The organism is Myroides sp. C4067 (assembly GCF_038039665.1).
Lineage (GTDB): Bacteria > Bacteroidota > Bacteroidia > Flavobacteriales > Flavobacteriaceae > Flavobacterium > Flavobacterium odoratimimum.
Window position 1 is genome coordinate 1 of record NZ_JBBPHJ010000008.1, and the last position, 23,848, is coordinate 23,848.

Genomic DNA, 23,848 nt, shown 5'->3' on the forward strand with positions numbered 1-23,848 from the left:
AGGACCCTCTGATTAACAGTCAGATGCTCTAACCAACTGAGCTAAGGAGGAAGGTGATGTCTTACCTTTATTGCGATGCAAATATAATACGATTTTTCATTTCTGCAAACACAACAAGCATTTTTTTTATATTTTTTTCATCTAATTAAAAATTGCCTTATAAATATCATTCCCATTCGCAAATAACAATAATGCAATAAGTATGAAGAATCCTACCATCTGAGCATTACCCAAGAATTTATCACTTGGCTTTCTTCCAGAGATCATCTCGTACAATAAAAAGATAACATGTCCACCATCTAAAGCAGGAATTGGTAATAAGTTCATAACCCCTAACATGATAGATAACATCGCTGTAATACTCCAGAACACTTGCCAGCTCCAGAACTGAGGGAAGATATCATAAATCGCTTTAAACCCTCCTACTCCTTTATAAGCACCTGTCTCAGGTTGTACAATTTTCTTTAATTGTCCGAAATAACTCATGATTCTATCTTTCCCCATGTGTAACCCTGCAGGAATAGCTTCTGCTAAAGAGTATTGCTCTCTACTGATCTCATATAGTCCTAATTTTTGTAAATTATCAAATGGCAAAGCAGGAGCATAATATGTCTCTATCTTACCTTCTTGATTTACCTTTACATCAACAGTCGTATCTTTTCCATCGCGATTCACTACAACAGCAACAGTCTTTCCTTTGTTTTCTTCTAAAACATTGCTTACCATATCAAAGAAAGGTGTTTCTACCCCATTAATAGACTTCACAATATCTTTAACCATTAATGTACCTTCATTAATAGAGTTTTCACCAAATCCTGCTACAATAAAAGGAATACGCAGTCCTATGAAACCATTTCCTTTGTTCTCTGTAATTTGTCCTAAGAAGTCAACAGGCAACTGTACATGCTCTACCACACCAGCACGTTCTACTTCAATATCTTTCCCCATAAGGATTGCTTCTGGCAGACTATTAAACTTCACAATCTCCTTTCCATCAACCTTTAATACCTTGTCTCCCGTTTTTAGACCAGCGTCTTCTAAGATAGGATTCTGAACCCAGATTCCGCTCTTTACATCTTTATTAGCAATATATGACTCACCATACGCATAAGCCATCCCAATATAGATAACAAAGGCTAAAATAAAGTTCACCGTAACTCCACCTAACATAATGATCAAACGTTGCCAAGCTGGTTTAGATCTAAACTCCCATGGTTGTGGCTCACCAGCTAATTGGTCTGTATCCATGCTTTCGTCCACCATACCAGATATTTTTACATACCCTCCTAATGGCAACCACCCAATACCATAAACAGTATCTCCTATTTTCTTTTTAAACAAAGAAAACTTAACATCAAAAAATAAGTAAAACTTCTCGACACGTGTTTTAAAAAGTTTAGCAGGAATAAAATGCCCTAACTCGTGTAAGATAATTAACAACGACAAACTCAATAAGAATTGAGATAATTTAATAAGTATATCCATTTTTATTTTTTACAGACTCTAATATTATTCAGACAAAAGTAAAATATTACTTTAACTAATCTCACTTTTTTTTAAATCAAGGTTTAAATTATCAATTCTTTCACATAAATAACAAGATAAACAAAGTGTAATAAAGCTAAAAAGCACTTCACATATTATTTCAAAGCAATTCTATTTATTAAATTATTATTTAGAAAAGCTAATAAACTACCAAATAAACTGCATAATGTTCTACAAAACTTATAAAGAGGTACGTAAAATAGCTGCTAATAGAAAAGTATTTTCTAACTTTGCTTTACAATTAATATTTATAATATGTTACAGATAGCTTTTATTAGAGAAAATCAAGAGCAAGTGGTTAAAGGATTAGCCAAAAGAAATCTTGATGTTGCCGATTTGCTAAAAGAAGTGCTTGAATTAGATGAGAAAAGAAGAAGCACACAGGTGGAATTAGACAATGTATTAGCAGAATCGAACAAACTATCCAAAAGCATCGGGGAGTTGATGAAAAGTGGTGAAAAAGCAAAAGCTGAAATCATCAAAGAGAAAACATCAAACTTACGTGACCAAAGCAAACAATTAACTGAAGAGCTTAATAATGTATCTGCATTATTAACTGAGAAGTTATATACTATACCAAACGTACCAACAGATATCGTACCTGCTGGTAAAGATGCTGATGATAACTTAAATGTATTCGAAGCAGGAGAAGTACCTACACTACACGAAGGTGCTTTACCACACTGGGAATTAGCAAAGAAATATGACATCATTGACTTTGAACTAGGGAACAAAATCACTGGAGCAGGCTTCCCTGTATATAAAGGTAAAGGAGCTCGTTTACAACGTGCGTTAATCTCTTACTTCTTAGACAAAAATACAGATGCAGGATATAGAGAGTATCAAGTTCCTCACTTAATCAATGAGGCATCAGGATACGGTACAGGACAATTGCCAGATAAAGAAGGACAAATGTATCACAGTACAGTTGACGATTTATACTTAATCCCAACAGCAGAGGTTCCTGTGACTAATATCTTTAGAGATGTTATCTTACAAGAGACAGAGTTACCTATTATGTGTACAGCTTATACACCATGTTTCCGTAGAGAAGCGGGATCTTATGGAGCACACGTAAGAGGTCTTAACCGCCTTCACCAATTTGACAAAGTAGAAATCGTACGTATCGAACACCCTGATAATTCTTATCAAGCATTAGACGGAATGGTAGAACATATTAAAGGACTATTGAACGACCTTAAACTTCCATATAGAATCTTAAGATTATGTGGTGGAGATATGGGATTCACATCAGCTCTTACTTATGACTTCGAAGTGTTCTCTACAGCACAAGACAGATGGTTAGAAATTAGTTCTGTATCTAACTTCGAGACATTCCAAGCGAATAGATTGAAATTAAGATTCAGAGATAAAGATGGTAAAAACCAATTAGCACATACTTTAAATGGTAGTTCATTAGCATTACCTCGTGTACTAGCAGGTATCTTAGAAAACTATCAAACACCAGAAGGAATCGTAATTCCAGAAGTTTTACGCCCTTACACAGGATTTGATATTATCGACTAATTAACACCAATAACCTTATAAACAAAAAGCACCAAATATTCGAAATAAGACATTTGGTGCTTTTTTTATCTTTGCAAAAAATAATTCATTCAGTGTAATTAAAATTATGATCATATATAATATCACAGTCAACATTCATGAAAGCGCACATGACGTATGGATGCAATGGACAAAAAACGCTTATATACCAGGAATATTAGCAACTGGAAAGTTTGACAAAGCTAAAATTGTCAAAGTACTCATCGAAGAAGAAATGGGAGGAAAAACTTATTCTATTCAATTCGAAACACAGAGTAAAGAATTACTAGATCAATTCTATAAAGAAGATTTTGATCGTTTTGAGAACGAGGCTAAACGGCTTTTTGGTGAGCTTATGCTAACATTTAAAACAGAACTAGAATTAATCAGCGAACATCAATAAGATAACCATGGATAAAGTAAGAGCAAAAAAACACTTAGGTCAGCATTTCTTAACTGACGAAAGTGTCGCAAAGAGAATCGCTGATACCTTGACATTAGAAGGATATAAGAAGGTATTAGAGATTGGTCCAGGTATGGGAGTTCTAACCAAATATATATTAGACAAACCGATAGAAACATTCGTAGTAGAAATAGATACAGAGTCTGTAGATTATCTACATGCTCATTATAACAAACTACACGACCATATATTCGCACAAGACTTTCTAAAATTCGATATAGTACGTGCTTTTAATCAAGAGCCTTTCGCTGTAATCGGTAACTTCCCTTATAATATCTCTACACAAATCGTGTTTAGAGCATTAGAACTAAGAGACTATATCCCTGAGTTCTCAGGGATGTTCCAAAAAGAAGTAGCAGAACGTATCTGTGAGAAAAAAGGAACTAAAGCTTATGGTATACTTTCAGTATTAGCACAAGCATTCTATGAAACAGAATATTTGTTCACTGTAGACGAACACGTATTTAACCCACCTCCAAAAGTAAAGTCAGGAGTAATGCGTATGATCCGTAAAGAAGATTACAGTCTACCTTGTAGTGAGAAATTATTCTTTACAGTAGTAAAAACTGCCTTTAATCAGAGAAGAAAGACATTACGCAACAGCTTAAAAAGCTTTAACTTGCCAGAGGAAATAAGATCCGAAGAAGTATTTAATTTAAGACCAGAACAATTAGACTATAAAGAATTTATAGAACTAACAAAGAAAATAGAAGCCTATGGAGTTTAAAATCAGTAGAGAATCTTTACAACAATTCGAAGATTTAATCGCTGAAAAGAATGAAAAGGAATTATTAGAGATTCTTAAAGATTTACACTACGCCGATATAGCAGAGATTATGAATGAGCTTTCTGGAGAAGAAGCGATATACATATTCGATATATTAGATAGTGAAGTAACAGCAGAAATCCTTTTAGAATTAAATGAAGATGTCCGTGAAAAGATCTTAAAAACGCTATCTCCAAAAGAAATTGCAGAGGAGTTAGACGAATTAGACACGGATGACGCTGCTGATATTATCTCTGAATTACCAGAATCTAAGAAGGAAGAGGTTCTTTCTGAGCTGGAAGATTTAGAGCATGCAAAGGACATCGTTGAACTATTGCGTTATGACGAGGACACTGCAGGGGGGTTAATGGCCAAAGAGTATGTCTCTGTTAATGAGAATTGGTCAGTGCTTACTTGTGTCAAAGAAATGCGCAAACAGGCTGAGCATGTATCTAGAGTACACTCTATCTATGTAATAGATAATGAAGGAAGGCTAAAAGGGAGACTGTCGCTAAAAGACCTCCTTACCTCTTCTACTACTACCCATATTAGTGATGTCTATATTAGAAATGTAGACTCAGTAAAAGTAGATACAAAAGATGTAGAGGTAGCTCGTATTATGCAGAAGTATGACTTAGAAGCCATTCCTGTTATAGATGAAATGGGAAGGTTAGTAGGTCGTATTACCATAGATGACATCGTAGACGTTATTAAAGAAGAAGCAGATAAAGATTACCAATTAGCAGCAGGTATTTCTCAAGACGTAGAGGCTAATGACAGTATCCTTATGCTGACACGAGCTAGATTACCTTGGTTAATATTAGCCATGATAGGTGGATTCGTAGCTGTTAATGTATCTAGAAGTTTTGAAGGAGCTATGGAGAAGTTTGGTGTACTATTCTTCTTCACCCCTCTTATTGCGGCTATGGCAGGTAATGTTGGAGTTCAATCTTCTGCTATTATCGTACAAGGACTAGCTAATAACTCTATCACCGGATCTATATGGAAGCGATTAGGAAAAGAAGTAACGCTTAGTTTACTAAATGGTTTCTTACTTGCTATTCTGATGATGCTAGGAAGTCACTTCTTATTAGGGGTAGATTATATCATAGGTATCACTGTATCTATAGCACTGATTAGTGTAATAATCATCGCTAGTCTTATCGGTACCTTTGTTCCGATCTTACTGAATAAATATGGTATAGACCCTGCTTTAGCCACAGGTCCTTTTATCACTACAAGTAATGATATCTTTGGAATCTTAATTTACTTTTCAATTGCAAAGGTTATTTTAGGTTTCTAGATTATTTAAAGCTACATCACAACCATGAACACTAAGAAAGTATTACATATAGATAGTAATCATCCTTTAATGATTACACAACTAGCAGAACTAGGATACGAAAATGTAGAAAACTACACTGCTAGTAAAGAAGAAATAGCAGAAAACATACACGAATATGAAGGTATCATTATCCGAAGTCGCTTTTCTATTGATCAATCTTTTTTAGAGAAAGCAACTAACTTAAAGTTCATTGGACGTGTCGGTGCAGGACTAGAGAATATAGACTGTGCATATGCAGAGACTAAAGGTATAGCGCTTATCGCTGCTCCAGAAGGTAATAGAACTGCAGTAGGAGAACACGCCTTAGGGATGCTACTAAGCCTAATGAATAAACTCAACTTAGTCGACCAAGAAGTAAGACAAGGAATCTGGATTAGAGAAGGAAACAGAGGACATGAGATAGAAGGTAAAACAGTAGGTATTATAGGCTATGGAAATATGGGAAATGCTTTTGCCAAACGCCTACAAGGGTTTGACTGTGAAGTAATCTTCCACGATATCAGAGAAGGACTAGAGAATGCCTATGCAAAACAAGTAAGTTTAGCAGAGTTACAAGAACGAGCTGATATCCTAAGCCTACATACTCCACAGACACCGGAGACCATGTATCTCATCAACAAGGAACTAATCCAAGGGTTCAAAAAGCCTTTCTGGTTTATAAATACAGCTAGAGGGAAGTCTGTCAATACTACAGATCTAGTCGAAGCTTTAAAGTCTGGTAAAGTAAGAGGTGCTGCATTAGACGTATTAGAGTACGAGAAGTCTTCTTTCGAGAATATGTTCTCAGATAATACTCTTCCTGAACCTATGCAATACTTAATACAAGCTAAGAATGTATTACTATCCCCTCATATCGGAGGATGGACTATAGAAAGCAAAGAAAAACTAGCGCAAACGATTATAGACAAAATCAAATTACTATACTAAAAACAAAAAGGAGTTTCAATAGAAACTCCTTTTTTTATGACTCTTGCTTTTCGCTTTTGTTATTTTCTTCTTGAATCTTTCTTTCAAGTTCTGCTTCGAATTCTTCCATTACAGGTTTCACTGTGCTTTCTGGTAGATCAGCAATCTTGATATACATCAGACCATCTATTGCATTATTAAACAATGGATCAACATTAAAAGCGATCACCTTTGCATTCTGCTTAATGTATTTTTTAATCAATACAGGCAATCTTAACTTTCCTGGTTCTACATCCTCAATGATCTTATCGAATTTATTTAAATCAGAATCTGTCTCACTAAAGATCAAATCTTTCTCACTATCCTTAAGATTTACTTTATATTCCATCTTAGGAGTGACGTACTGAGCGATATAAGGATCAAAATAGTGTGATCTCATAAACTCAATCATTAATGATTTAGAGAAATCAGAGAACTGATTACTAATACTCACTCCACCGATTAAGTATTTGTGTTCAGGATATCTCAATGTAGTATGTACAATACCTTTCCACAATAAGAATAGAGGCATTGGCTTCTGTTGATACTCTTTAATGATAAAAGCTCTACCCATCTCTATAGACTGAGACATCATCGGATATAACTCAGACTCAAAGCGGAACAACTCATTTAAATAGAACCCATTGATTCCATATTTCTTATAAATCTCTGTTCCCAATCCCATACGGTATGCTCCACAAATCTGTTGAGTATCATTATCCCATAAGAACATATGGTGATAATACTTATCGTATTGATCTAAGTCTAGTTCATTATTCGTTCCCTCTCCTACTTGTCTAAACGTAATTTCTCTTAAACGTCCTAATTCTGTTAGAATCGTTGGTATTAGATCTGATTTACACAAGAATATCTCGTAATTCTTACTCTGTAATAATCTATAATTACCTTCTCTCAGCGTATTAATCTCTTCTAAAATCTTCTCTACTGGCTGTGCCTCAATAATATCTTTCACGCTTTTTGGTAATTTGAAATTAAATGAAGGTACTTTAATCCATTTACGTATATCTTCATCCTTATATGCATTCGACAATAAGTATGTTTTAAAACGCAGGAAGTTACCATAATCATTTATATCATAGTGTTCACTTTGTTCTTCTACTGATATCGGTCTACCTATCCTTACTTTGATCACTCTATTTTTTTGAGTCAATAGTTCAGAAGGCAGTTTAGCTGTACGCAACGTAGGATTTATTTGAGACAAGAAATAGAATAACTTACTATTTGTTGCATGAAAATAAATAGGTACTACAGGTACATTTGCTTTCTTTATCAGCTTAATCGCTCCTTCTTCCCAAGGTTTATCTACGATAAGTTTATCATCTTTATACGTAGACACTTCCCCAGCAGGGAATATCCCTAAAGGCTTTCCATCACTTAAATGTCTTAAAGTATCTTTTAATCCTATAACGCTTGATTTAACATCCTTATTGTTCTCAAAAGGATTCACAGGCATAATATAAGGCTTTAATGGCTCTATGCGATGTAATAAAAAGTTAGCGATAATTTTAAAATCAGGATCATGCTCTAACATCAGTTTAAGCAATAGAATACCGTCTATTCCTCCTAATGGATGATTAGAAATAGTTATATAAGGCCCTTTCTTAGGCAGTCTCTTAAGTTCTTCTGGATCTATTTCAAATTCTATTTGAAATTCTTCTAAGATAGCATTTAAAAAATCTAGATTAGACAAATGCTTATTGCGGTCGTAAATTTTATTTAACGTAGTGATTTTAAGCGCCTTCATCAACATCCACCCCGTAAAGGTTCCTAGAAAACCATACTTATCTACGTTAATTGCCTTTGCTACTTCTTTCGCCGTTACTAACCCCATTAAAATTCAAAATTAAGTAATACAAATATACTAAAATCTTCAGCTATTCCATTTTATTTTATCAGACTAGTACTATAATTCATAAAAAAGAAATTACAAAATGTATAAATAACTGATTAAAACAAAGATAAGATATTAAATCAAAAAATATATTTTTTATATTTTTGATTTTTTAAACTACATACTCATTTTATATGAAGATAATCTCGTATAACGTAAATGGAATACGTGCTGCTATAAACAAAGGATTTATAGAATGGATTCAAGAAGAGAATCCAGACATTATATGTCTACAAGAAATAAAAGCAAAAGAAGATCAAATACCTGTAGCTGATATACTAGCTGCTGGATATCCATACCAATACTATTATTCTGCTCAGAAAGCAGGCTATAGTGGAGTAGCTATCTTGTGTAAACAAGAACCTAAGAACGTAGTATTCGGAACAGGTATAGACTATATGGATTTCGAAGGTAGAAACTTAAGAGTAGATTATGACGATATCTCTGTGATGTCTCTATACCTACCTTCTGCCTCTAATATAGAGCGACTAGACTTTAAATATCAGTATATGGATGACTTCTTCAACTATATCGATAACCTAAAGAAAGAGATTCCTAACCTAGTGATCTGTGGAGACTATAATATCTGTCACCAAGCTATCGATATCCATGACCCTGTGCGCAATGCTAAAGTATCAGGTTTCTTGCCAGAAGAACGTGCATGGTTAGACAAGTTTATCAACAATGGGTTTATAGACAGCTTCCGTATGTTCAACCAAGAGCCACATAACTACAGCTGGTGGACATACAGAGCGAATGCTCGTAATAATAATAAAGGGTGGAGAATAGACTATCACTTAGTGACAGAGAATATGAGAAGCAAGATAAAACACGCGACTATACTACCTGATGTAAAGCACTCTGATCACTGCCCAATACTTGTAGAGATAGACGCATAACCCCTATTTTTCCCTCATAAAACAACAAACTATGTCAATTAAAAAGATTAGCCTAGGCTTATTAGCGCTTACCATGTTATCATCATGTGTGACACGCAAGTTATACAATGAACTAGATCAACAGTACAAAGATGCGTTAGCCGAAAACGAACAGCTAAGTAGTGAATTAGACTTGATGAATAATTCTAATACAGACTTAGAAAATATCAAAAGACAACTAGCTGCTCAGTTAAAAGAACTTCAACAAGAGAGAAGTAATCTTAATGCTGAGATAGTCGCTGCACAGAACAAACTAAGAGATCTAGAGAAGTCTTATAACAACTTAGAACAACACAGTGCTGAGACACTAAAAGCAGAGGCTGCTAGACTAGCTAAAGCCAAAACGGAACTAGAAGAGAAATCAAGACGTGTAGCTGAGCTAGAGAGTATCTTAGCGGCTAATGATAAGCAGATGCGTACCCTAAAAGACAACTTATCTAATGCCCTAAACGCATTCGAAGGTAGAGGACTGACTATAGAACAAAAAAATGGACGTGTCTATGTCTCTATGGAAAACAAATTGTTATTTAAATCTGGTAGTTGGACGATCAGTGATGAAGGAAAAGAGGCAGTAGTAGAGCTAGGCAAGGTATTAGCTGATAACCCTGATATCACAGTACTGATAGAAGGGCATACAGATAATGATAAGATATTAGGTAATCTAGGAGATGGAGTGAAGACCAATTGGGACTTATCTACTAAACGATCTTTAACTATCGTGTCTATTCTAGAGCAAACGCCTCAGATAGATAAGAGAAATCTTACAGCTGCAGGTAGAAGTGAATATGCTCCGCTAGCAAGTAACACCACTGCTGAAGGCAAAGCGAAGAACAGACGTATAGAAGTTATCCTAACTCCTAATCTGGATAAAATCAACTCTATGCTGAATCAATTATAGCATTAAAAGAAAATATAAAATACCCTCTAAAAGGCGAGATGTTAAGCATTTCGCCTTTTTTTATATCATGACAATACACTCTCTTCAGACTCACCTATTTTTTCAACAGTTTATACTTTTATTAAGTGATTTCTCTAAAAAATTAATTACTTTTCACACACATTAGCAGTACTCATTTGTATTTGTCTGCTATAATGCTTATATTAAAAGAGCTATAAATATAAAAGCCATAATTACATGATGATTAATAACTATCTAGTTACTAATATTAACTCTATTATCAATACAGAAGATTTCAACGGACTATATCAGTGGTTCTACAACCTGCTAGACTTCTTAAATCTATCAGAATATGCTACCCATGTAGTGACAGCTATTCTATTACTAACGTCATTTACAATCTGTATGTTCATTTTAGATTATATTCTAAAGAACTTTTTTATTGTCTTAGTAAAGACTTTTAGTTCTAAGACTAAAACGACGTTCGATGACTTATTAGTAGAAAATAAATTCTTTCACAATGTCACACACTTAATTCCGATCGCCTTAGCGAAGATCTTATTTCCGATTTTCTTTTTAGGTTTTCCGAACCTAACAAAGTTTGTGATGTCCTTGACGGATATCTTAGTCACAGTGGCTCTGACCTTAGTGATTAGATCTACTATACGCAGTATCCGAGATTACCTAAAGAGCAAGCCACGTCTAGCAGACAAACCATTAGATAGCTACGCACAGGTATCTAGCATACTAGTTTATTTCTTCTCTGGGATTATTATATTCTCTATCATCACAGGTACAGACCCTATTAAATTCTTAATCTCATTAGGAGCAGCCTCAGCCATTCTTATACTAGTATTTAAAGATACCATTATGGGATTTGTAGCGAGTATTCAAGTTTCTTCTAATGATATGGTGCGCGTAGGAGACTGGATAGAGATGGCTAAGTATGGAGCAGATGGTACAGTACTAGAGATGAACCTAAGTACGGTGAAGGTGCAGAACTTTGACAAGACAATCACCACCATACCGACTCACCTTCTAATCAGTGATTCGTTTAAAAACTATAGAGGTATGCAAACTTCTGGAGGTAGAAGGATTAAGAGAAGTATCAATATTAAAATCTCTTCTATCCGCTATCTAGAGAAGGATGAGATAGAACTACTTAAAAAGATACAACTATTAGCTCCGTATATAGAAGAGCGTCAAAAAGAAATAGAAGAATACAACGAGAGAACACAAGCTGATCAATCTATGCCTATCAATGGACGTAGAATAACGAATATAGGAATGTTTAGAGCGTATGTGACGAGATACATACAGCAGAATCCTAATATTCACAAAGAATATCCTCTGATGGTAAGGCATCTACAGCCTACAGAGCACGGGCTACCGATAGAGATATACACCTTCACGAATACCACTGTATGGGCTGTATATGAAAATATCATGGCAGACATATTCGACCATGTATTAGCCGCTGTAGATTATTTCCACCTAGATGTATTCGAGTTGCCTTCTTCTGATGACGTAAGACATTTCATACAGAACAGCACTACTAATCATGATTCGTTTGGTAACTAAGGATACTTATTACCATGATTATAACAGGTCGCTATAGCCTGTCTTCTCTTAGACATGAAAGAAAGACTTAAGTATAGCACACTACATACGATGAACACGGTCATGGAGTATCTCTATGACCGTGTTCTTATTTTATAATCCTAGTTTCTCTATAATGCCTTCTACTTGTTGTTCTGTAGTTGTAAGTTTCTCTTTACAGAACACTATTAGTTTAGACGCACGTTCTACTTTGCTCGCTAGTTCGTCTACAGTCACTTCATCATTCTTTAAATTATTCAGAATTGCTTCTAATTCTAAAGCGGCTTTTTCATAAGTAAGTTGTTCCATTGCTTCACTTCTTTTATTTCTGCTAATATAATTCTATACTTCTTATTATAGATCGCTATCTCTAGCTCATCTCCTATATTTAATTCTTGGTGTTCATTCAACAGTTGTCCATTGTGCATCACGATCGCAAATCCTTTCCTTAGAATAGAACTCAAGTCGTAGGCTGTTGTAATCTCTTCGAAGGTTACTAATCGCACACGTTCTTTCTTCAACTGTCCTTTTGCTTGATAGACCAGTTTCTCTAGCGCAGTATTCAGTCGTTGTTGATGTACATCGATACACTGTTGTGCTAGATAAGCCACTAGCTTCGTTTTTTCTTTTAGCGTCTGATTTTCTTTACCTGTTATGCGTTGAGCCCGATAGGAGATAGACTGCGTCGCACTCTCTATAAACGACTCTTCTGTATGAAGGCGTTTTCTCACCTCTGTTATCAGTCTGTTAGATAATGTACCTAGTTTCTGTTTTTTTTGTTTGGCTTGTGCCACTCCATATAACCTTATCTCCTTCTCTGCTACTTCTAGTTTATGCTGTTCTACAGTGATATGCTGTTTATAAGATTGCATAATGCCTTCATACATCCTACTGATATCCGTATAGAACAGAGCAGTTCGCTCCACGATATAAGCTGCTACGGCACTCGGCGTTTTAAAATAGCGATTAGCTACAAAGTCTGATAACGAACTATCAGTCTCATGTCCTATCCCGGTAAATACTGGTGTATGACTCGTGGCTAGCGTCACTGCTAACTCGTAGTGATTAAACACATCTAAGTCTAGCGCCGATCCTCCCCCTCTAATCAACACGATCACATCATACGCATCTGGCTCTATCTCACTCAGCGCCTCTTGTATAGACGCTACAGCCCCATCCCCCTGCACTTGACAGTCATAATGATCTAGATGATAGACGAAGTTATACTCGTTCTCCTCTAGTTGTTTTATAAAATCTGCATGTCCCGCTGTCCCTTTAGAACTTACTAAAGCTATGCGCTGAAGCACAGCAGGTAGATACAGTTCTTTATTCTGCTGATGATATCCCTGCTCTACTAGCTTTCTAAGATTCTCTTGTTTTATGCGTTCTACCTCCCCTAATGAGTAAGACAAGTCTATTCGATGTATATTTATAGACATCCCGTATAGATTACTAAACGTGACTTCACAGTAACACATGATCTCAGCCCCATTCTTCAGTATCTCATTCGCATTCTCCCCTAAAGTTTTTTTGATCACATAGGCATTAGACTGCCATATATTCGCACGACACTTAGCTAGCACTACTCCATCTTTGTGCTCTACGAGTTCTAGATAGAGATGTCCCTTCCGGTCTTCTTTTAGTTGACCTATCTCTGCCCTTAGCCAAAAGTAGTTATTCGATATAGCCTTATCTACTATATCCTTCACTCTATAGAGGATAGTGCTCAGTCGATAATACTTATTGTCTATATACATCTGTTTAAAATCTAGAAACTCTTTAGACCAAAAATACAATCTTTATTAGGATATCTAAACGAAATCTATGGTCATCGCTTCTCATTATTATATTTATGAATAGCACAAAAATAGCTCCGAAATAAATCTAAAGTGCCCTATCGATCAGAATTGCTATAATTTATAACAACTCCTTGCTTACATCTCCTCATTTCAGCAGGATTATAACTTCATTCTTTGAGTCTAGTGCTTGTGATCATTATTTGCTAGGCTATTGATCGGTAGGTGGTCGGCTATTTTATAGTACTTTTTAGCCGACCACATGCCCATCATATGCCGACCACAAGCCGACCATCCCTATAAAAACATGAAAAACACAATATCATACTCATACTTAATCGCATAATATGCTTTTTATCAGCATAACTTTTTTATCTTTGTTAATCATTAAAAAATAGATATGACTACCGTAAAAATCATCAATAAATCTAAACATTCATTGCCGAATTATGAGACGAATCAGTCTGCAGGAATGGATCTTAGAGCGAACTTAGAAAAACCTATCACGCTAAACTCTCTAGAGAGAGCCATCGTACCTACAGGTCTATTTATAGAACTACCTGAGGGATACGAAGCACAGATCAGACCTAGAAGTGGATTAGCTGCAAAAAGAGGAATCACTTTACTAAATAGCCCTGGTACTATAGATGCTGATTATAGAGGTGAAATAGGAATTATCTTAGTCAATCTGTCTAAAGAACCTTTCGTGATAGAGAACGGGGAACGCATTGCTCAAATGGTAATCGCTAAATACGAACAAATCCAATGGCAACCTGTAGAAGTACTTACTGATACGGATAGAGGTGCTGGAGGTTTTGGTAGTACTGGAGTAAAATAGATATTGTAATATAAAGATATTAGAAAATGAAAATTATTGTACCAATGGCTGGTCGTGGGTCTAGACTTCGTCCTCACACATTAACTGTTCCTAAACCATTAATCCCTATCGCTGGGAAACCAATTGTACACCGATTAGTAGAAGACATCGCTAAAGTTCTTAACGATACGATAGATGAGATTGCATTTATCATCCACGAGAGCTTTGGGAAAAAAGTAGAAGAAGACTTAATCGCTATCGCTGCTAAACTAGGAGCGAAAGGGACTATATGTTATCAAAACGAAGCTCTAGGAACTGCTCATGCTATCCTATGTGCTAAAGAAGCAATGCAAGGACCTATCGTGGTAGCGTATGCAGATACGTTATTCCGCGCTGACTTTAACCTAGAGAAAGATGCTGACAGCGTTATCTGGGTAAAACAGGTAGAAGATCCTAGCGCATTCGGTGTAGTACAACTAAATGATAAAAACGACATCGTAGATTTCGTAGAGAAGCCTAAAGAGTTTGTCTCTGATCTAGCAATCATCGGTATCTACTACTTTAAAAGTGGTGAAACGTTGCGCAAAGAATTAGAGTACTTACTAGATAATAATATTATCAAAGGGGGCGAATACCAGCTAACAGACGCTCTAGAGAATATGAAGCAAAAAGGAATGCGCTTCGTACCTGGTCAGGTAGATGAGTGGATGGACTGTGGTAATAAAAATGTAACTGTAGATACGAATAATAGAATGCTAGGTTTCTTAGAACAAGAGAACGCTAACTATGTATCTAGCAATGTAGTGTTAGAGAACAGTACGATCATCCGTCCATGTTATATCGGAGAGAATGTAGTACTAGTGAATGCAACTGTAGGACCTAATGTATCTCTAGGAGACAACTGTAAAGTAGAGAATGCTACCATCAAAAACAGTCTTATCCAAACAAACTCTACAATCAGAAATGCAAATCTAGATAATGCTATGGTGGGTAACCATGCTACTTATGACGGTAAGCATACGAGTATCAGTATCGGAGACTACTCTGTACTAGACTAAATCATGATATAGACGTCGCCTGTATACTCTGTTGATATATTTATTTGACTATATCTGCATCCTTATTGAATACAGGAACAGACTCTAAAATATTAAATCCGTTTTAAATAAAGTTTAAAACGGATTTTTTTTATCTATCTTGCTACTATAAAATAGTTTTAGACAATTATGAAAAAGATATCCCTACTTATTATATGTACTTTATTTCTAGTCGTAGGATGTAAGAAGAAGAACATGGATGGTATACTAGACGAGAGTGAGGCTAGTAATGCTAAAACTGTGCTTACGATTCTAAACAACCACAATAAACAAATAGTAGACTTCACTACCACTGCTATTCGCTCTTCTGCGTCTTATGAGGCGGATAACGATTCTAAGAAGTTCTCTATGGATATCTTTATCGAAAAGGATAAACAGATCTTGCTGAACATTCGCTTTATAGGTATTCCGATAGCTAAGGTATATGTAACTCCAGAAGGGGTGCAGTACTATGAGAAATGGAATAAGGTATTCTTCAAAGGAGACTTCAGTATGCTAAGTCAGTGGCTAGGTACAGACCTGAACTATACTAAGTTTCAGAATCTGCTATTAGGTCAGGCTCTAGATGCTCAGTCGGGAACTAATAAGTATGAAGCATCTATAGAAGAAGGATTGCACAAAATCAAAGCTAAGGTAGAAGAAGATATTCAATCTGCTTATTTCTTCGAAGACCAAAATGGATTATTGAAAAAAGAAGAGATATCTCAAGCATCTAGCAATAGAATTGTCACTATTTCGTATCCAGAATATAAAAAAGTGGGAAAATATACGACTCCTACTGAAATAAATATAGATGCAAGACAAGAAAAAAGCATACATTTGAACATTCGTTATGACAATGTGACTTTTAATGATAACTTGAACTTTAATTACAAGGTTCCAGCAGGTTATAAACAAGTCGGAATAAAACAATAAGATCAACAAGAAGTAATCCACAAATGAGACGAGCGTATTTATCCTTATTATTAATATGTACTGTTTTTGCTTACGGGCAAAAGAAAGAAACGCAAGAACAACTGGAGCGTAGAAAGCAGCAAATCTTAGTGGAGATAAATATTGTCAAAGATTTACTTAAAAAAGAAAAGACAAAAGAGAGAAATATTCTATTAGAAATAGATGAGAACAACCGTAAGATTAACTTAAATAGACAGTTAATAAACAATGTTCAAAAACAAATATCTGTAACGAATAGCAATATCTCTAAAACAGAAAAAGAGGTTAATACCCTAGAAGCAGAATTGGCTAAACTTAGAAAAGACTATGCTGATCTGGTATTAAAATCATATAAAACAAAGTCTAGCCAAAGTAGACTGATGTTCGTATTATCATCAGATAACTTCCTTCAAGCTTATAAGCGAGTACAGTATATGAAGCAATATGCTGACTATAGAAAATCTCAAGCAGATGAGGTAAAGGCTAAGGCTGAATCTCTAAAAGAGGCACTAGCTAGACTAAGTACACAAAAAGCAAAACAGCAAAAGCTACTTACTGAACAACAACAGAACGAAAAGAACTTACAAGAGGATTTAGGAGAACAAAAGAACCTAATGTCTATCGTACAAAAAGATCAGCAAAAGTATAACAAACACATCAAACAAAAGCAAGAAGAGACAAAGGCAATCGATAGAAAAATCAAGCAATTGATCAAAGAAGCGATTGAAGAAGCGAACCGTATCGCTAGAGAGAAAGCCGCTAAAGAAGGTAAGAAGACAACTAAGTCTACTGCTTCTACGAAGTCTGCTACTGCCTTTGAGCTTACTCCAGAAGGAAAAATCGTAGCAGATAACTTTAGAGCTAATCAAGGTAAGCTTCCTTGGCCAGTAGCTAAAGGATATATCTCTCTACCTTATGGAGATCAGCCTCACCCTGTACAGACTCAGCTGACGATACACAATAGTGGTGTAGAGATCACTACTGAGGCAGGCGCTAGAGCTAGAGCAGTATTCGGAGGGGATGTGCTTCAGGTACAGGTATTACCTGGTGGTAATAAAGCTGTATTAATACAACATGGAGATTATATAACTGTTTATCAAAACTTAGGTGAGGTATCTGTGAAAAAAGGAGATAAAGTAAGTCTAAAACAAGACATCGGGTCAATCAGTACCAATAGTAATGGTCAGACGGTGTTGAAGTTCTTACTGTCTCGAAATACAGATATCTATAACCCACAAAGTTGGCTGAGCAGAAGTAATTAATTCATATATCATACTATGAGTACACAGTCATCATTCAATATATTTAAATGGGTAAAAGAGAATAAAGATTTATTAAAACCACCTGTTGGCAATAAAAATATTTACCCTGAAGCAGCTGATTATATCATTATGGTCGTAGGTGGCCCTAATGCTAGAAAGGATTTTCACTATAATGAAGCTGAAGAGTTCTTCTTTCAACTAGAAGGAACTATCTATATCGATATACAAGAAAATAACGAGCGCAAGCGCATTACCTTAAACGAAGGAGACATTTATCTACTACCTGCTAAGGTACCTCACTCACCTATCCGTACAGAGAACTCTGTAGGTCTAGTGGTAGAGAAAAAGAGAAAAGACCCTGGGGCAAAAGATGGATTAATGTGGTTCTGCGAAAATTGTAATCATAAATTATATGAAGTCTATTTTGAATTGACGGATATAGAGAAAGATTTCTTACCTCATTTTAAACATTTCTACTCATCTGAAGAATTGAGAACCTGTAAGTGTTGTCAGACTGTGATGCCTACTGATGCAAAATTCGTAGAATAGTAGATTACTGTACATTACACTCCCTGTCAATTTTTTTTTTATATTAGCAAGTAACAATCAATTACAAACTATAAATAAAAAAACAAATGACGACATCTAATAACCAATTTGGTATTTCGGAAGTATTAGAAAAATTAGGACTCGTGGCAGAGAACAATGGTTCTTCTACAGGTCTTAACTCTTTTTCTAACGGTAGGATTATAGAATCTTATTCTCCTGTAGACGGTCAACTTATCGGAAAAGTAAAAGCTTCTACAAAAGAAGATTACCAAAAAGTAATGGCTACTGCAGAGGAGGCTTTTAAAAGCTGGAGACTAGTACCTGCTCCTAAACGAGGCGAAATCGTAAGACAAATAGGTGAAGAACTTCGAAATAAAAAAGAATACTTAGGCAAGCTAGTATCATACGAGATGGGAAAAAGCCTTCAAGAAGGTCTAGGTGAGGTACAGGAGATGATCGACATCTGTGACTTCGCAGTAGGTCTATCTCGTCAGTTATACGGACTAACGATGCATTCTGAGCGCCCTATGCACCGTATGTATGAGCAGTGGCACCCTATCGGAGTGGTAGGTGTTATCTCTGCATTTAACTTCCCGGTAGCAGTATGGAGTTGGAATACCATGATCGCATGGGTATGTGGTGATGTGTGTATCTGGAAACCTAGTTCTAAGACACCATTATGTGGTGTAGCGTGTCAGAATATCGTAGCTGGCGTATTCAAGAAAAACAATATCCCTGAAGGTGTATGTAACCTAGTTATCGGTAATGAGTGTGGTGATCTAATCAACACGGATCCTAGAATCCCTCTAGTGTCATTCACGGGGTCTACTCGTATAGGTAGACATGTATCTAAGACTGTAGCAGAACGCTTCGGTAATACTATCCTAGAGCTTGGAGGTAATAATGCTATCATCGTATCTGAGCATGCTGATATCAACATGGTATTAGTAGGGGCTGTATTCGGAGCTGTAGGTACTGCAGGACAGCGCTGTACTAGTACGAGAAGGCTGATCGTACACGAGAGCGTATATGATAAAACAGTAGATGTACTACAAAAGGCGTATGCACAATTAAAAATAGGGAACCCATTAGACGCTACTAATCACGTAGGACCACTTATCGATAAAGCAGCTGTAAAAGATTACTTAGACGCTATAGAAAAGGCAAAAGCTGAAGGTGGTAAGGTCATCGTAGAAGGTGGTGTACTAGAAGGTGCTGGGTATGAGAGTGGATGTTATGTAAAACCGTGTATCATAGAAGGTAAGAATACTTACGAAATTATACAGGCTGAGACATTCGCACCTATCTTATACATCATGAAGTACAAAGATATCGAAGAGGCTATCGCTATGCAAAACGGGGTGCCTCAAGGGCTATCTTCTTCTATCTTCACGAATAGTATGAGAGAAATGGAGTTATTCTTATCTCATGCAGGCTCTGACTGTGGTATCGCTAATGTGAATATCGGTACATCTGGTGCTGAGATCGGAGGCGCATTCGGAGGTGAGAAAGAGACTGGTGGAGGAAGAGAGTCTGGGTCAGACGCGTGGAAAGCTTATATGAGAAGACAGACGAATACAATCAACTATGGTACAGAGTTACCATTAGCACAAGGTATTAAATTTGACTTCTAGTCTATACTTATAAAAATAGAGGGTGCTTACAGTTAGTAAGCACCCTCTATTTTATTCTATTATCTAGGTGTTTAGAATCTATATCCTAAGTTAATCCCTGCATTAAACTCAATAGCAGAGAATCTGTCATTCACTTCACTACTGAAGTTTCTCGCAATATCTGCAAAAGGATGAATCGTGAATGAGTCTCCTAAAGCCCACTTATACCCGAAGCCTACTCCAAAGATGAAGCTATTCATATCTACTTTAGTTCTAATAGATGTATCTGCTGCTTCTGACCATAGATTCTCTTTAAAATCTCCAAAGCGGTATTTCAAGAAAGGAGATACTACATAACCACTGCCATGTGCATCATTCCCTGACCCAAAATAGTAGTTATAGTTAACAACTAAACTGTTGGTATTAAACTTTTGGTTCTTTCCTCCTTTTTCTTTGTGGTAAGAAAAACGGTCGTTGATATTAAAATTAGCTCCTATCGACTGGTTGTGCCCAATAAAGTGCTCATACCCGATCTCTACTGATGCTAGTGCAAGTGTATTAAACACATTCACTTTTACTTCATTAACAGCCTGTGCTCTAGCTCCTACTGTACCTACTAAGAGTAATAGTACTAAATATATTTTCTTCATATAACAAGATTGTGTGTGACAAATATAATAAAAGTGTTTTTTATTTATGGTTCCTTCCCTCCTCATCTGGGTATAGCTCAGCGACTACATCGCTCTGCCAATACTCCTTTGTCTCTATATCTAGAATAGAAATACGTCCTAAGAATGCTGCTCCTGTATCTATATTCCATACATTGGCAAAGTTCATAGGATACTTAAAACCATAATTAGTAACAGGTGTATGTCCTATAAAGATTTCGTGATAGTGCAACAATCTCTTCGGGTATCTAATGTCTTCCTTACTGATCGTTGTATCCATAGATAATACCATCTCCCATAACGTTCTGTCCCAATAAAGGCCTTCTTCAATATACTCGTCCTTCACTCCTCTTAAGTTCGTAAAACCTGCATGAACGAAGAGTCTATTGTTCTCATCGATATAATAGTTCTGTAAGTTTCTAAAGAAATGGAGATGCTTCTCTCTCATTTCTTTTGTGATATTGTCTAAAGAATAGGACTTAACAGAAGCGTCTCCTCCATTGCCTTCCCATAATTTATTCTCCTTACCTGTTTCTAACCAATTCACTAAAAGCGTCTCATGGTTACCTCTTAAGAATGTACAATTATGTGTCTCCTTCAAAGCTAATAAATACTCTACTACCTTCTCAGATTCACTCCACCCATCTACATAGTCTCCTAAAAAAATTAATTTATCTGAAGGGGTTACTTTTGCGCGTTCCATCACTTGTAATAGCGCCTTATAACCACCGTGTATATCTCCTATAACTAGTGTTCTACTCATCTATTTCTGTTTCATATTTCAGTTTACGCAAGATACGCATTACTTCCTTAAAGGCTATAAAGAGCTGAGGGTCATTCGAATATTTTAGATAATCTTTAACGGAGATTAGTTCATCTTTAGCATCTTCAAAACCGTTTAGGTAACACAGCATCATATTAAAACATAGTTTACCCAACACACGTTCTTCCTTAGAAGTCAGTTTAAGGTTGTTCTGAAGTTTATAAATAACATTAAGACTAGATCCGTAGATATGCCCAAGGATATTCCTGTTATAGGATGGTGCTTTAAACAAGACTGTGTTGGTCATAGAATAAGTCCCGTTCTCTGAGAAGGAGATCATCACTTCTTCGAATGGGTAATAACTCGTCTTATCATTCAGCCCTAGATTTAGATACTCTGTTATCACAAACTTATGCCCATTATACGCAATCGTGACAGAGTCTAGATCTGAATAAAACAACTTAATCTGCTCATTGACGAACTCTATATCAACTCTAGAATAGAAAGGCATCCCCCTAACCATCTTTTTATTACCTGCCCAACAGATGATAAATTGTTCTCTAAAAACATTATATCTCGGCTTCATATCTCGATGCGTATCTGTCATAAAGGTGATAACACTATCTAAGATACTCGCTAGATCATTCTGAGAGTTCTTCTCTATGCTTTTTACTATTTCCCTATTCGTGCTACGAGGTACTACTGCATCAGGAACAGAGGTACTGCCTATCCTCACGAAATAACTTCCTTCTGCTATCTCACTGATTGACCGCTTAAACGTCGTTAGACCGATACCTGATCGAATAGAGACAAGACCTACTACCTTATCTTTGGGTAGGTCATTAAAAGCCACATTATCATAGGTGATAAGGGGAGGGTTATCTAAATAAGCGTTGACTAAGTTCTGAATCTTACTGTCATCATAGAAGTCTACACCTACTATTTCGTTATCTTCATCTTCTATCCCTACTAATAAATAGGAGCTATTGTCTGGATTTGAATTCGCTAAAGCACAGATATGTTTTAAAAACTTAGCTTTGCCTGATTTACTGTGCAGATTGAGTTGCCTCTTCTTATCATAAAAGCTATTCTCATCATAATGCGCTAGTAAATTTTTAATAAGTAATCGCTTATTAATCACAACATTCTTGTTTTGTTCTTAAAATTATAAAAAGAAACTCACAATTCAGACCTAAATCAGAAACCTCTTTGTTATATTTAACCATACATTAACAACTTAATAGAGAATATTTTTTGAATTTGCGGTAAGAATCAGAAAAGTATATTACTTTAGAAAAAAAACTATAGATATGGACACAACAGGATCTAATTATGATATCCGTGAATTAAACGAATTAATAGAAAGAGAGAGTGCATTTATCGATATCCTAACCATGGAGATGAATAAAGTTATTGTTGGTCAGAAACATATGATCGATAGACTTTTAATTGGTTTGTTAGGACAGGGGCATATTTTATTAGAAGGAGTACCTGGATTAGCAAAAACTTTAGCCATTAATACTTTATCTAAAGCAGTACATGGAACATTTAACCGTATCCAGTTTACGCCTGACTTATTACCAGCAGACGTTATCGGTACAATGATCTATAACGTAAAAGAAAATGACTTTTCGATCAGAAAGGGACCTATATTCGCTAACTTCATTCTAGCGGATGAGATTAACCGTGCTCCTGCTAAGGTACAATCTGCATTACTAGAAGCGATGCAAGAGAAACAAGTAACTATCAGTGATGACACATTCAAACTAGACAAGCCATTCTTAGTTATGGCTACTCAAAACCCAGTAGAGCAAGAAGGTACTTACCCTCTACCAGAGGCACAGATGGACCGTTTTATGCTTAAGACAGTTATTGATTATCCTAAATTAGAGGATGAAAGACTTGTTATCCGTCAAAACTTAGCTGGTGAGAAACCTCAAGTTAATGCTGTAGTAACTCTAGAACAAATACAACGAGCTCAAGAAGCTGTTAAGAAAGTATATATGGATGAGAAAATAGAAAAATATATCTTAGATATTATCTTCGCTACTCGTTATCCAGAACAATTTAAACTAGAGAAGTTAAAACCTATGATTAGCTTCGGTGCCTCTCCTCGTGGAAGTATCAACTTAGCTCTAGCAGCTAAATGTTATGCGTTTATCAAAAAGAGAGGGTATGTAATTCCAGAAGATGTAAGAGCAGTAGTAATAGATGTATTACGCCATAGAATTGGGGTTACTTATGAAGCAGAGGCTGAGAATATTACTTCTGTAGATATTATTAACCAAATCGTAAATGAAATAGAAGTTCCTTAGTAGAACAAGGATAACTTTTAATATACAAAACCTATTTATAGTTAAGTGTAGATAGGTTTTGATGATTTTGTTAATTTGA

General features: G+C 35.9%; 22 protein-coding genes. 15 read left to right on the forward strand and 7 right to left on the reverse strand.

Features of this window, described 5'->3' with window-relative positions:
• Window positions 1–141 precede the first annotated feature (141 nt).
• On the reverse strand, window positions 142–1,485 hold the full coding sequence (rseP, locus tag AABL87_RS07485) for an RIP metalloprotease RseP (protein WP_006258035.1): 1,344 nt from the start codon (window positions 1,483–1,485) through the stop codon (window positions 142–144).
• 315 nt (window positions 1,486–1,800) lie between these two features.
• On the opposite strand from rseP, the gene serS reads away from it, so the two are divergent.
• From serS to AABL87_RS07510, 5 genes are all read left to right on the forward strand, one after another.
• Window positions 1,801–3,072 carry a serine--tRNA ligase gene (serS, locus tag AABL87_RS07490; protein ID WP_006260406.1) on the forward strand — a complete coding sequence of 424 codons (1,272 nt, stop codon included), beginning with the start codon at window positions 1,801–1,803 and terminating at the stop codon, window positions 3,070–3,072.
• 106 nt (window positions 3,073–3,178) lie between these two features.
• Entirely contained in the window at window positions 3,179–3,493 is a 315-nt protein-coding gene (locus AABL87_RS07495) for a DUF4286 family protein (protein WP_006258032.1), read from the forward strand.
• A gap of 7 nt (window positions 3,494–3,500) precedes the next feature.
• Window positions 3,501–4,280 carry a 16S rRNA (adenine(1518)-N(6)/adenine(1519)-N(6))-dimethyltransferase RsmA gene (gene rsmA, locus AABL87_RS07500; protein WP_006258031.1) on the forward strand — a complete coding sequence of 260 codons (780 nt, stop codon included), beginning with the start codon at window positions 3,501–3,503 and terminating at the stop codon, window positions 4,278–4,280.
• Window positions 4,270–5,622 (forward strand): magnesium transporter, encoded by a 1,353-nt coding sequence (mgtE, locus tag AABL87_RS07505; protein ID WP_006258030.1) that lies wholly within the window; start codon window positions 4,270–4,272, stop codon window positions 5,620–5,622. The genes rsmA and mgtE overlap by 11 nt, the downstream gene beginning before the upstream one ends.
• A gap of 24 nt (window positions 5,623–5,646) precedes the next feature.
• Window positions 5,647–6,591, forward strand: coding sequence for a 2-hydroxyacid dehydrogenase (locus AABL87_RS07510; protein ID WP_006258029.1), 945 nt, complete (start codon window positions 5,647–5,649; stop codon window positions 6,589–6,591).
• A 34-nt stretch (window positions 6,592–6,625) separates the two neighbouring features.
• On the opposite strand, the gene AABL87_RS07515 is transcribed toward AABL87_RS07510, so the two are convergent.
• On the reverse strand, window positions 6,626–8,461 hold the full coding sequence (locus AABL87_RS07515; protein WP_006258028.1) for a GNAT family N-acyltransferase: 1,836 nt from the start codon (window positions 8,459–8,461) through the stop codon (window positions 6,626–6,628).
• Between the two features lie 194 nt (window positions 8,462–8,655).
• Between AABL87_RS07515 and AABL87_RS07520 the strand changes: the two genes are divergently transcribed.
• From AABL87_RS07520 to AABL87_RS07530, 3 genes are all read left to right on the forward strand, one after another.
• Window positions 8,656–9,420 (forward strand): exodeoxyribonuclease III, encoded by a 765-nt coding sequence (locus tag AABL87_RS07520; RefSeq protein ID WP_006258027.1) that lies wholly within the window; start codon window positions 8,656–8,658, stop codon window positions 9,418–9,420.
• Window positions 9,421–9,451: 31 nt separating this feature from the next.
• On the forward strand, window positions 9,452–10,357 hold the full coding sequence (locus AABL87_RS07525) for an OmpA/MotB family protein (protein ID WP_341277128.1): 906 nt from the start codon (window positions 9,452–9,454) through the stop codon (window positions 10,355–10,357).
• A 237-nt stretch (window positions 10,358–10,594) separates the two neighbouring features.
• Window positions 10,595–11,938 (forward strand): mechanosensitive ion channel family protein, encoded by a 1,344-nt coding sequence (locus AABL87_RS07530; protein ID WP_006258025.1) that lies wholly within the window; start codon window positions 10,595–10,597, stop codon window positions 11,936–11,938.
• A 132-nt stretch (window positions 11,939–12,070) separates the two neighbouring features.
• Here AABL87_RS07530 and xseB read toward each other — a convergent pair whose 3' ends face one another.
• Together xseB and xseA are read right to left on the reverse strand one after the other, a co-directional pair.
• Complete coding sequence (xseB, locus tag AABL87_RS07535; protein ID WP_341277129.1) at window positions 12,071–12,265, reverse strand: exodeoxyribonuclease VII small subunit; 195 nt, start codon at window positions 12,263–12,265, stop codon at window positions 12,071–12,073.
• On the reverse strand, window positions 12,232–13,713 hold the full coding sequence (gene xseA / locus AABL87_RS07540) for an exodeoxyribonuclease VII large subunit (protein ID WP_341277130.1): 1,482 nt from the start codon (window positions 13,711–13,713) through the stop codon (window positions 12,232–12,234). The genes xseB and xseA overlap by 34 nt, the downstream gene beginning before the upstream one ends.
• Before the next feature lie 439 nt (window positions 13,714–14,152).
• Between xseA and dut the strand changes: the two genes are divergently transcribed.
• The 6 genes from dut (at window position 14,153) to amaB (ending at window position 20,044) form a co-directional block, all read left to right on the forward strand.
• Window positions 14,153–14,590: a dUTP diphosphatase gene (gene dut / locus AABL87_RS07545; protein WP_341277131.1), complete on the forward strand. Its 438-nt coding sequence runs from the start codon at window positions 14,153–14,155 to the stop codon at window positions 14,588–14,590.
• 26 nt (window positions 14,591–14,616) lie between these two features.
• Window positions 14,617–15,627: a sugar phosphate nucleotidyltransferase gene (locus tag AABL87_RS07550; RefSeq protein WP_341277132.1), complete on the forward strand. Its 1,011-nt coding sequence runs from the start codon at window positions 14,617–14,619 to the stop codon at window positions 15,625–15,627.
• A 168-nt stretch (window positions 15,628–15,795) separates the two neighbouring features.
• Window positions 15,796–16,581 (forward strand): DUF4292 domain-containing protein, encoded by a 786-nt coding sequence (locus AABL87_RS07555; protein WP_341277133.1) that lies wholly within the window; start codon window positions 15,796–15,798, stop codon window positions 16,579–16,581.
• A 23-nt stretch (window positions 16,582–16,604) separates the two neighbouring features.
• Window positions 16,605–17,861, forward strand: coding sequence for a murein hydrolase activator EnvC family protein (locus AABL87_RS07560; RefSeq protein ID WP_341277134.1), 1,257 nt, complete (start codon window positions 16,605–16,607; stop codon window positions 17,859–17,861).
• A 15-nt stretch (window positions 17,862–17,876) separates the two neighbouring features.
• Complete coding sequence (locus tag AABL87_RS07565; protein ID WP_006258018.1) at window positions 17,877–18,410, forward strand: 3-hydroxyanthranilate 3,4-dioxygenase; 534 nt, start codon at window positions 17,877–17,879, stop codon at window positions 18,408–18,410.
• A gap of 86 nt (window positions 18,411–18,496) precedes the next feature.
• The gene (gene amaB, locus AABL87_RS07570; protein WP_006258017.1) at window positions 18,497–20,044 is read left to right on the forward strand and encodes an L-piperidine-6-carboxylate dehydrogenase; all 1,548 of its coding nucleotides are present in this window, start codon (window positions 18,497–18,499) and stop codon (window positions 20,042–20,044) included.
• A 71-nt stretch (window positions 20,045–20,115) separates the two neighbouring features.
• On the opposite strand, the gene AABL87_RS07575 is transcribed toward amaB, so the two are convergent.
• The 3 genes from AABL87_RS07575 to AABL87_RS07585 are packed head-to-tail and all read right to left on the reverse strand — an operon-like array spanning window position 20,116 to window position 22,595.
• The gene (locus AABL87_RS07575; RefSeq protein WP_006258016.1) at window positions 20,116–20,673 is read right to left on the reverse strand and encodes a DUF3575 domain-containing protein; all 558 of its coding nucleotides are present in this window, start codon (window positions 20,671–20,673) and stop codon (window positions 20,116–20,118) included.
• 40 nt (window positions 20,674–20,713) lie between these two features.
• The gene (locus tag AABL87_RS07580) at window positions 20,714–21,454 is read right to left on the reverse strand and encodes a metallophosphoesterase family protein (RefSeq protein WP_016649875.1); all 741 of its coding nucleotides are present in this window, start codon (window positions 21,452–21,454) and stop codon (window positions 20,714–20,716) included.
• A complete protein-coding gene (locus AABL87_RS07585) occupies window positions 21,447–22,595 on the reverse strand; it encodes a DUF5929 domain-containing protein (protein ID WP_006258014.1) in 1,149 nt (382 codons plus the stop codon). Before AABL87_RS07585 ends, AABL87_RS07580 begins: the two co-directional genes overlap by 8 nt.
• A gap of 169 nt (window positions 22,596–22,764) precedes the next feature.
• On the opposite strand from AABL87_RS07585, the gene AABL87_RS07590 reads away from it, so the two are divergent.
• The gene (locus tag AABL87_RS07590; protein ID WP_006258013.1) at window positions 22,765–23,769 is read left to right on the forward strand and encodes an AAA family ATPase; all 1,005 of its coding nucleotides are present in this window, start codon (window positions 22,765–22,767) and stop codon (window positions 23,767–23,769) included.
• Window positions 23,770–23,848 lie beyond the last annotated feature (79 nt).

Bases quoted from the DNA above. Each gene is read 5' to 3' on its own strand.
- AABL87_RS07510 (WP_006258029.1), top strand. From the start codon at position 5,647: ATGAACACTAAGAAAGTATTACATATAGATAGTAATCATCCTTTAATG.
- dut (WP_341277131.1), top strand. From the start codon at position 14,153: ATGACTACCGTAAAAATCATCAATAAATCTAAACATTCATTGCCGAAT.
- xseA (WP_341277130.1), bottom strand. From the start codon at position 13,713: ATGTATATAGACAATAAGTATTATCGACTGAGCACTATCCTCTATAGA.
- rseP (WP_006258035.1), bottom strand. From the start codon at position 1,485: ATGGATATACTTATTAAATTATCTCAATTCTTATTGAGTTTGTCGTTG.
- AABL87_RS07575 (WP_006258016.1), bottom strand. From the start codon at position 20,673: ATGAAGAAAATATATTTAGTACTATTACTCTTAGTAGGTACAGTAGGA.
- AABL87_RS07525 (WP_341277128.1), top strand. From the start codon at position 9,452: ATGTCAATTAAAAAGATTAGCCTAGGCTTATTAGCGCTTACCATGTTA.
- AABL87_RS07560 (WP_341277134.1), top strand. From the start codon at position 16,605: ATGAGACGAGCGTATTTATCCTTATTATTAATATGTACTGTTTTTGCT.
- AABL87_RS07515 (WP_006258028.1), bottom strand. From the start codon at position 8,461: ATGGGGTTAGTAACGGCGAAAGAAGTAGCAAAGGCAATTAACGTAGAT.
- AABL87_RS07590 (WP_006258013.1), top strand. From the start codon at position 22,765: ATGGACACAACAGGATCTAATTATGATATCCGTGAATTAAACGAATTA.
- mgtE (WP_006258030.1), top strand. From the start codon at position 4,270: ATGGAGTTTAAAATCAGTAGAGAATCTTTACAACAATTCGAAGATTTA.
- AABL87_RS07555 (WP_341277133.1), top strand. From the start codon at position 15,796: ATGAAAAAGATATCCCTACTTATTATATGTACTTTATTTCTAGTCGTA.
- AABL87_RS07580 (WP_016649875.1), bottom strand. From the start codon at position 21,454: ATGAGTAGAACACTAGTTATAGGAGATATACACGGTGGTTATAAGGCG.
- AABL87_RS07530 (WP_006258025.1), top strand. From the start codon at position 10,595: ATGATGATTAATAACTATCTAGTTACTAATATTAACTCTATTATCAAT.
- rsmA (WP_006258031.1), top strand. From the start codon at position 3,501: ATGGATAAAGTAAGAGCAAAAAAACACTTAGGTCAGCATTTCTTAACT.
- AABL87_RS07495 (WP_006258032.1), top strand. From the start codon at position 3,179: ATGATCATATATAATATCACAGTCAACATTCATGAAAGCGCACATGAC.
- amaB (WP_006258017.1), top strand. From the start codon at position 18,497: ATGACGACATCTAATAACCAATTTGGTATTTCGGAAGTATTAGAAAAA.
- xseB (WP_341277129.1), bottom strand. From the start codon at position 12,265: ATGGAACAACTTACTTATGAAAAAGCCGCTTTAGAATTAGAAGCAATT.
- serS (WP_006260406.1), top strand. From the start codon at position 1,801: ATGTTACAGATAGCTTTTATTAGAGAAAATCAAGAGCAAGTGGTTAAA.
- AABL87_RS07550 (WP_341277132.1), top strand. From the start codon at position 14,617: ATGAAAATTATTGTACCAATGGCTGGTCGTGGGTCTAGACTTCGTCCT.
- AABL87_RS07565 (WP_006258018.1), top strand. From the start codon at position 17,877: ATGAGTACACAGTCATCATTCAATATATTTAAATGGGTAAAAGAGAAT.
- AABL87_RS07520 (WP_006258027.1), top strand. From the start codon at position 8,656: ATGAAGATAATCTCGTATAACGTAAATGGAATACGTGCTGCTATAAAC.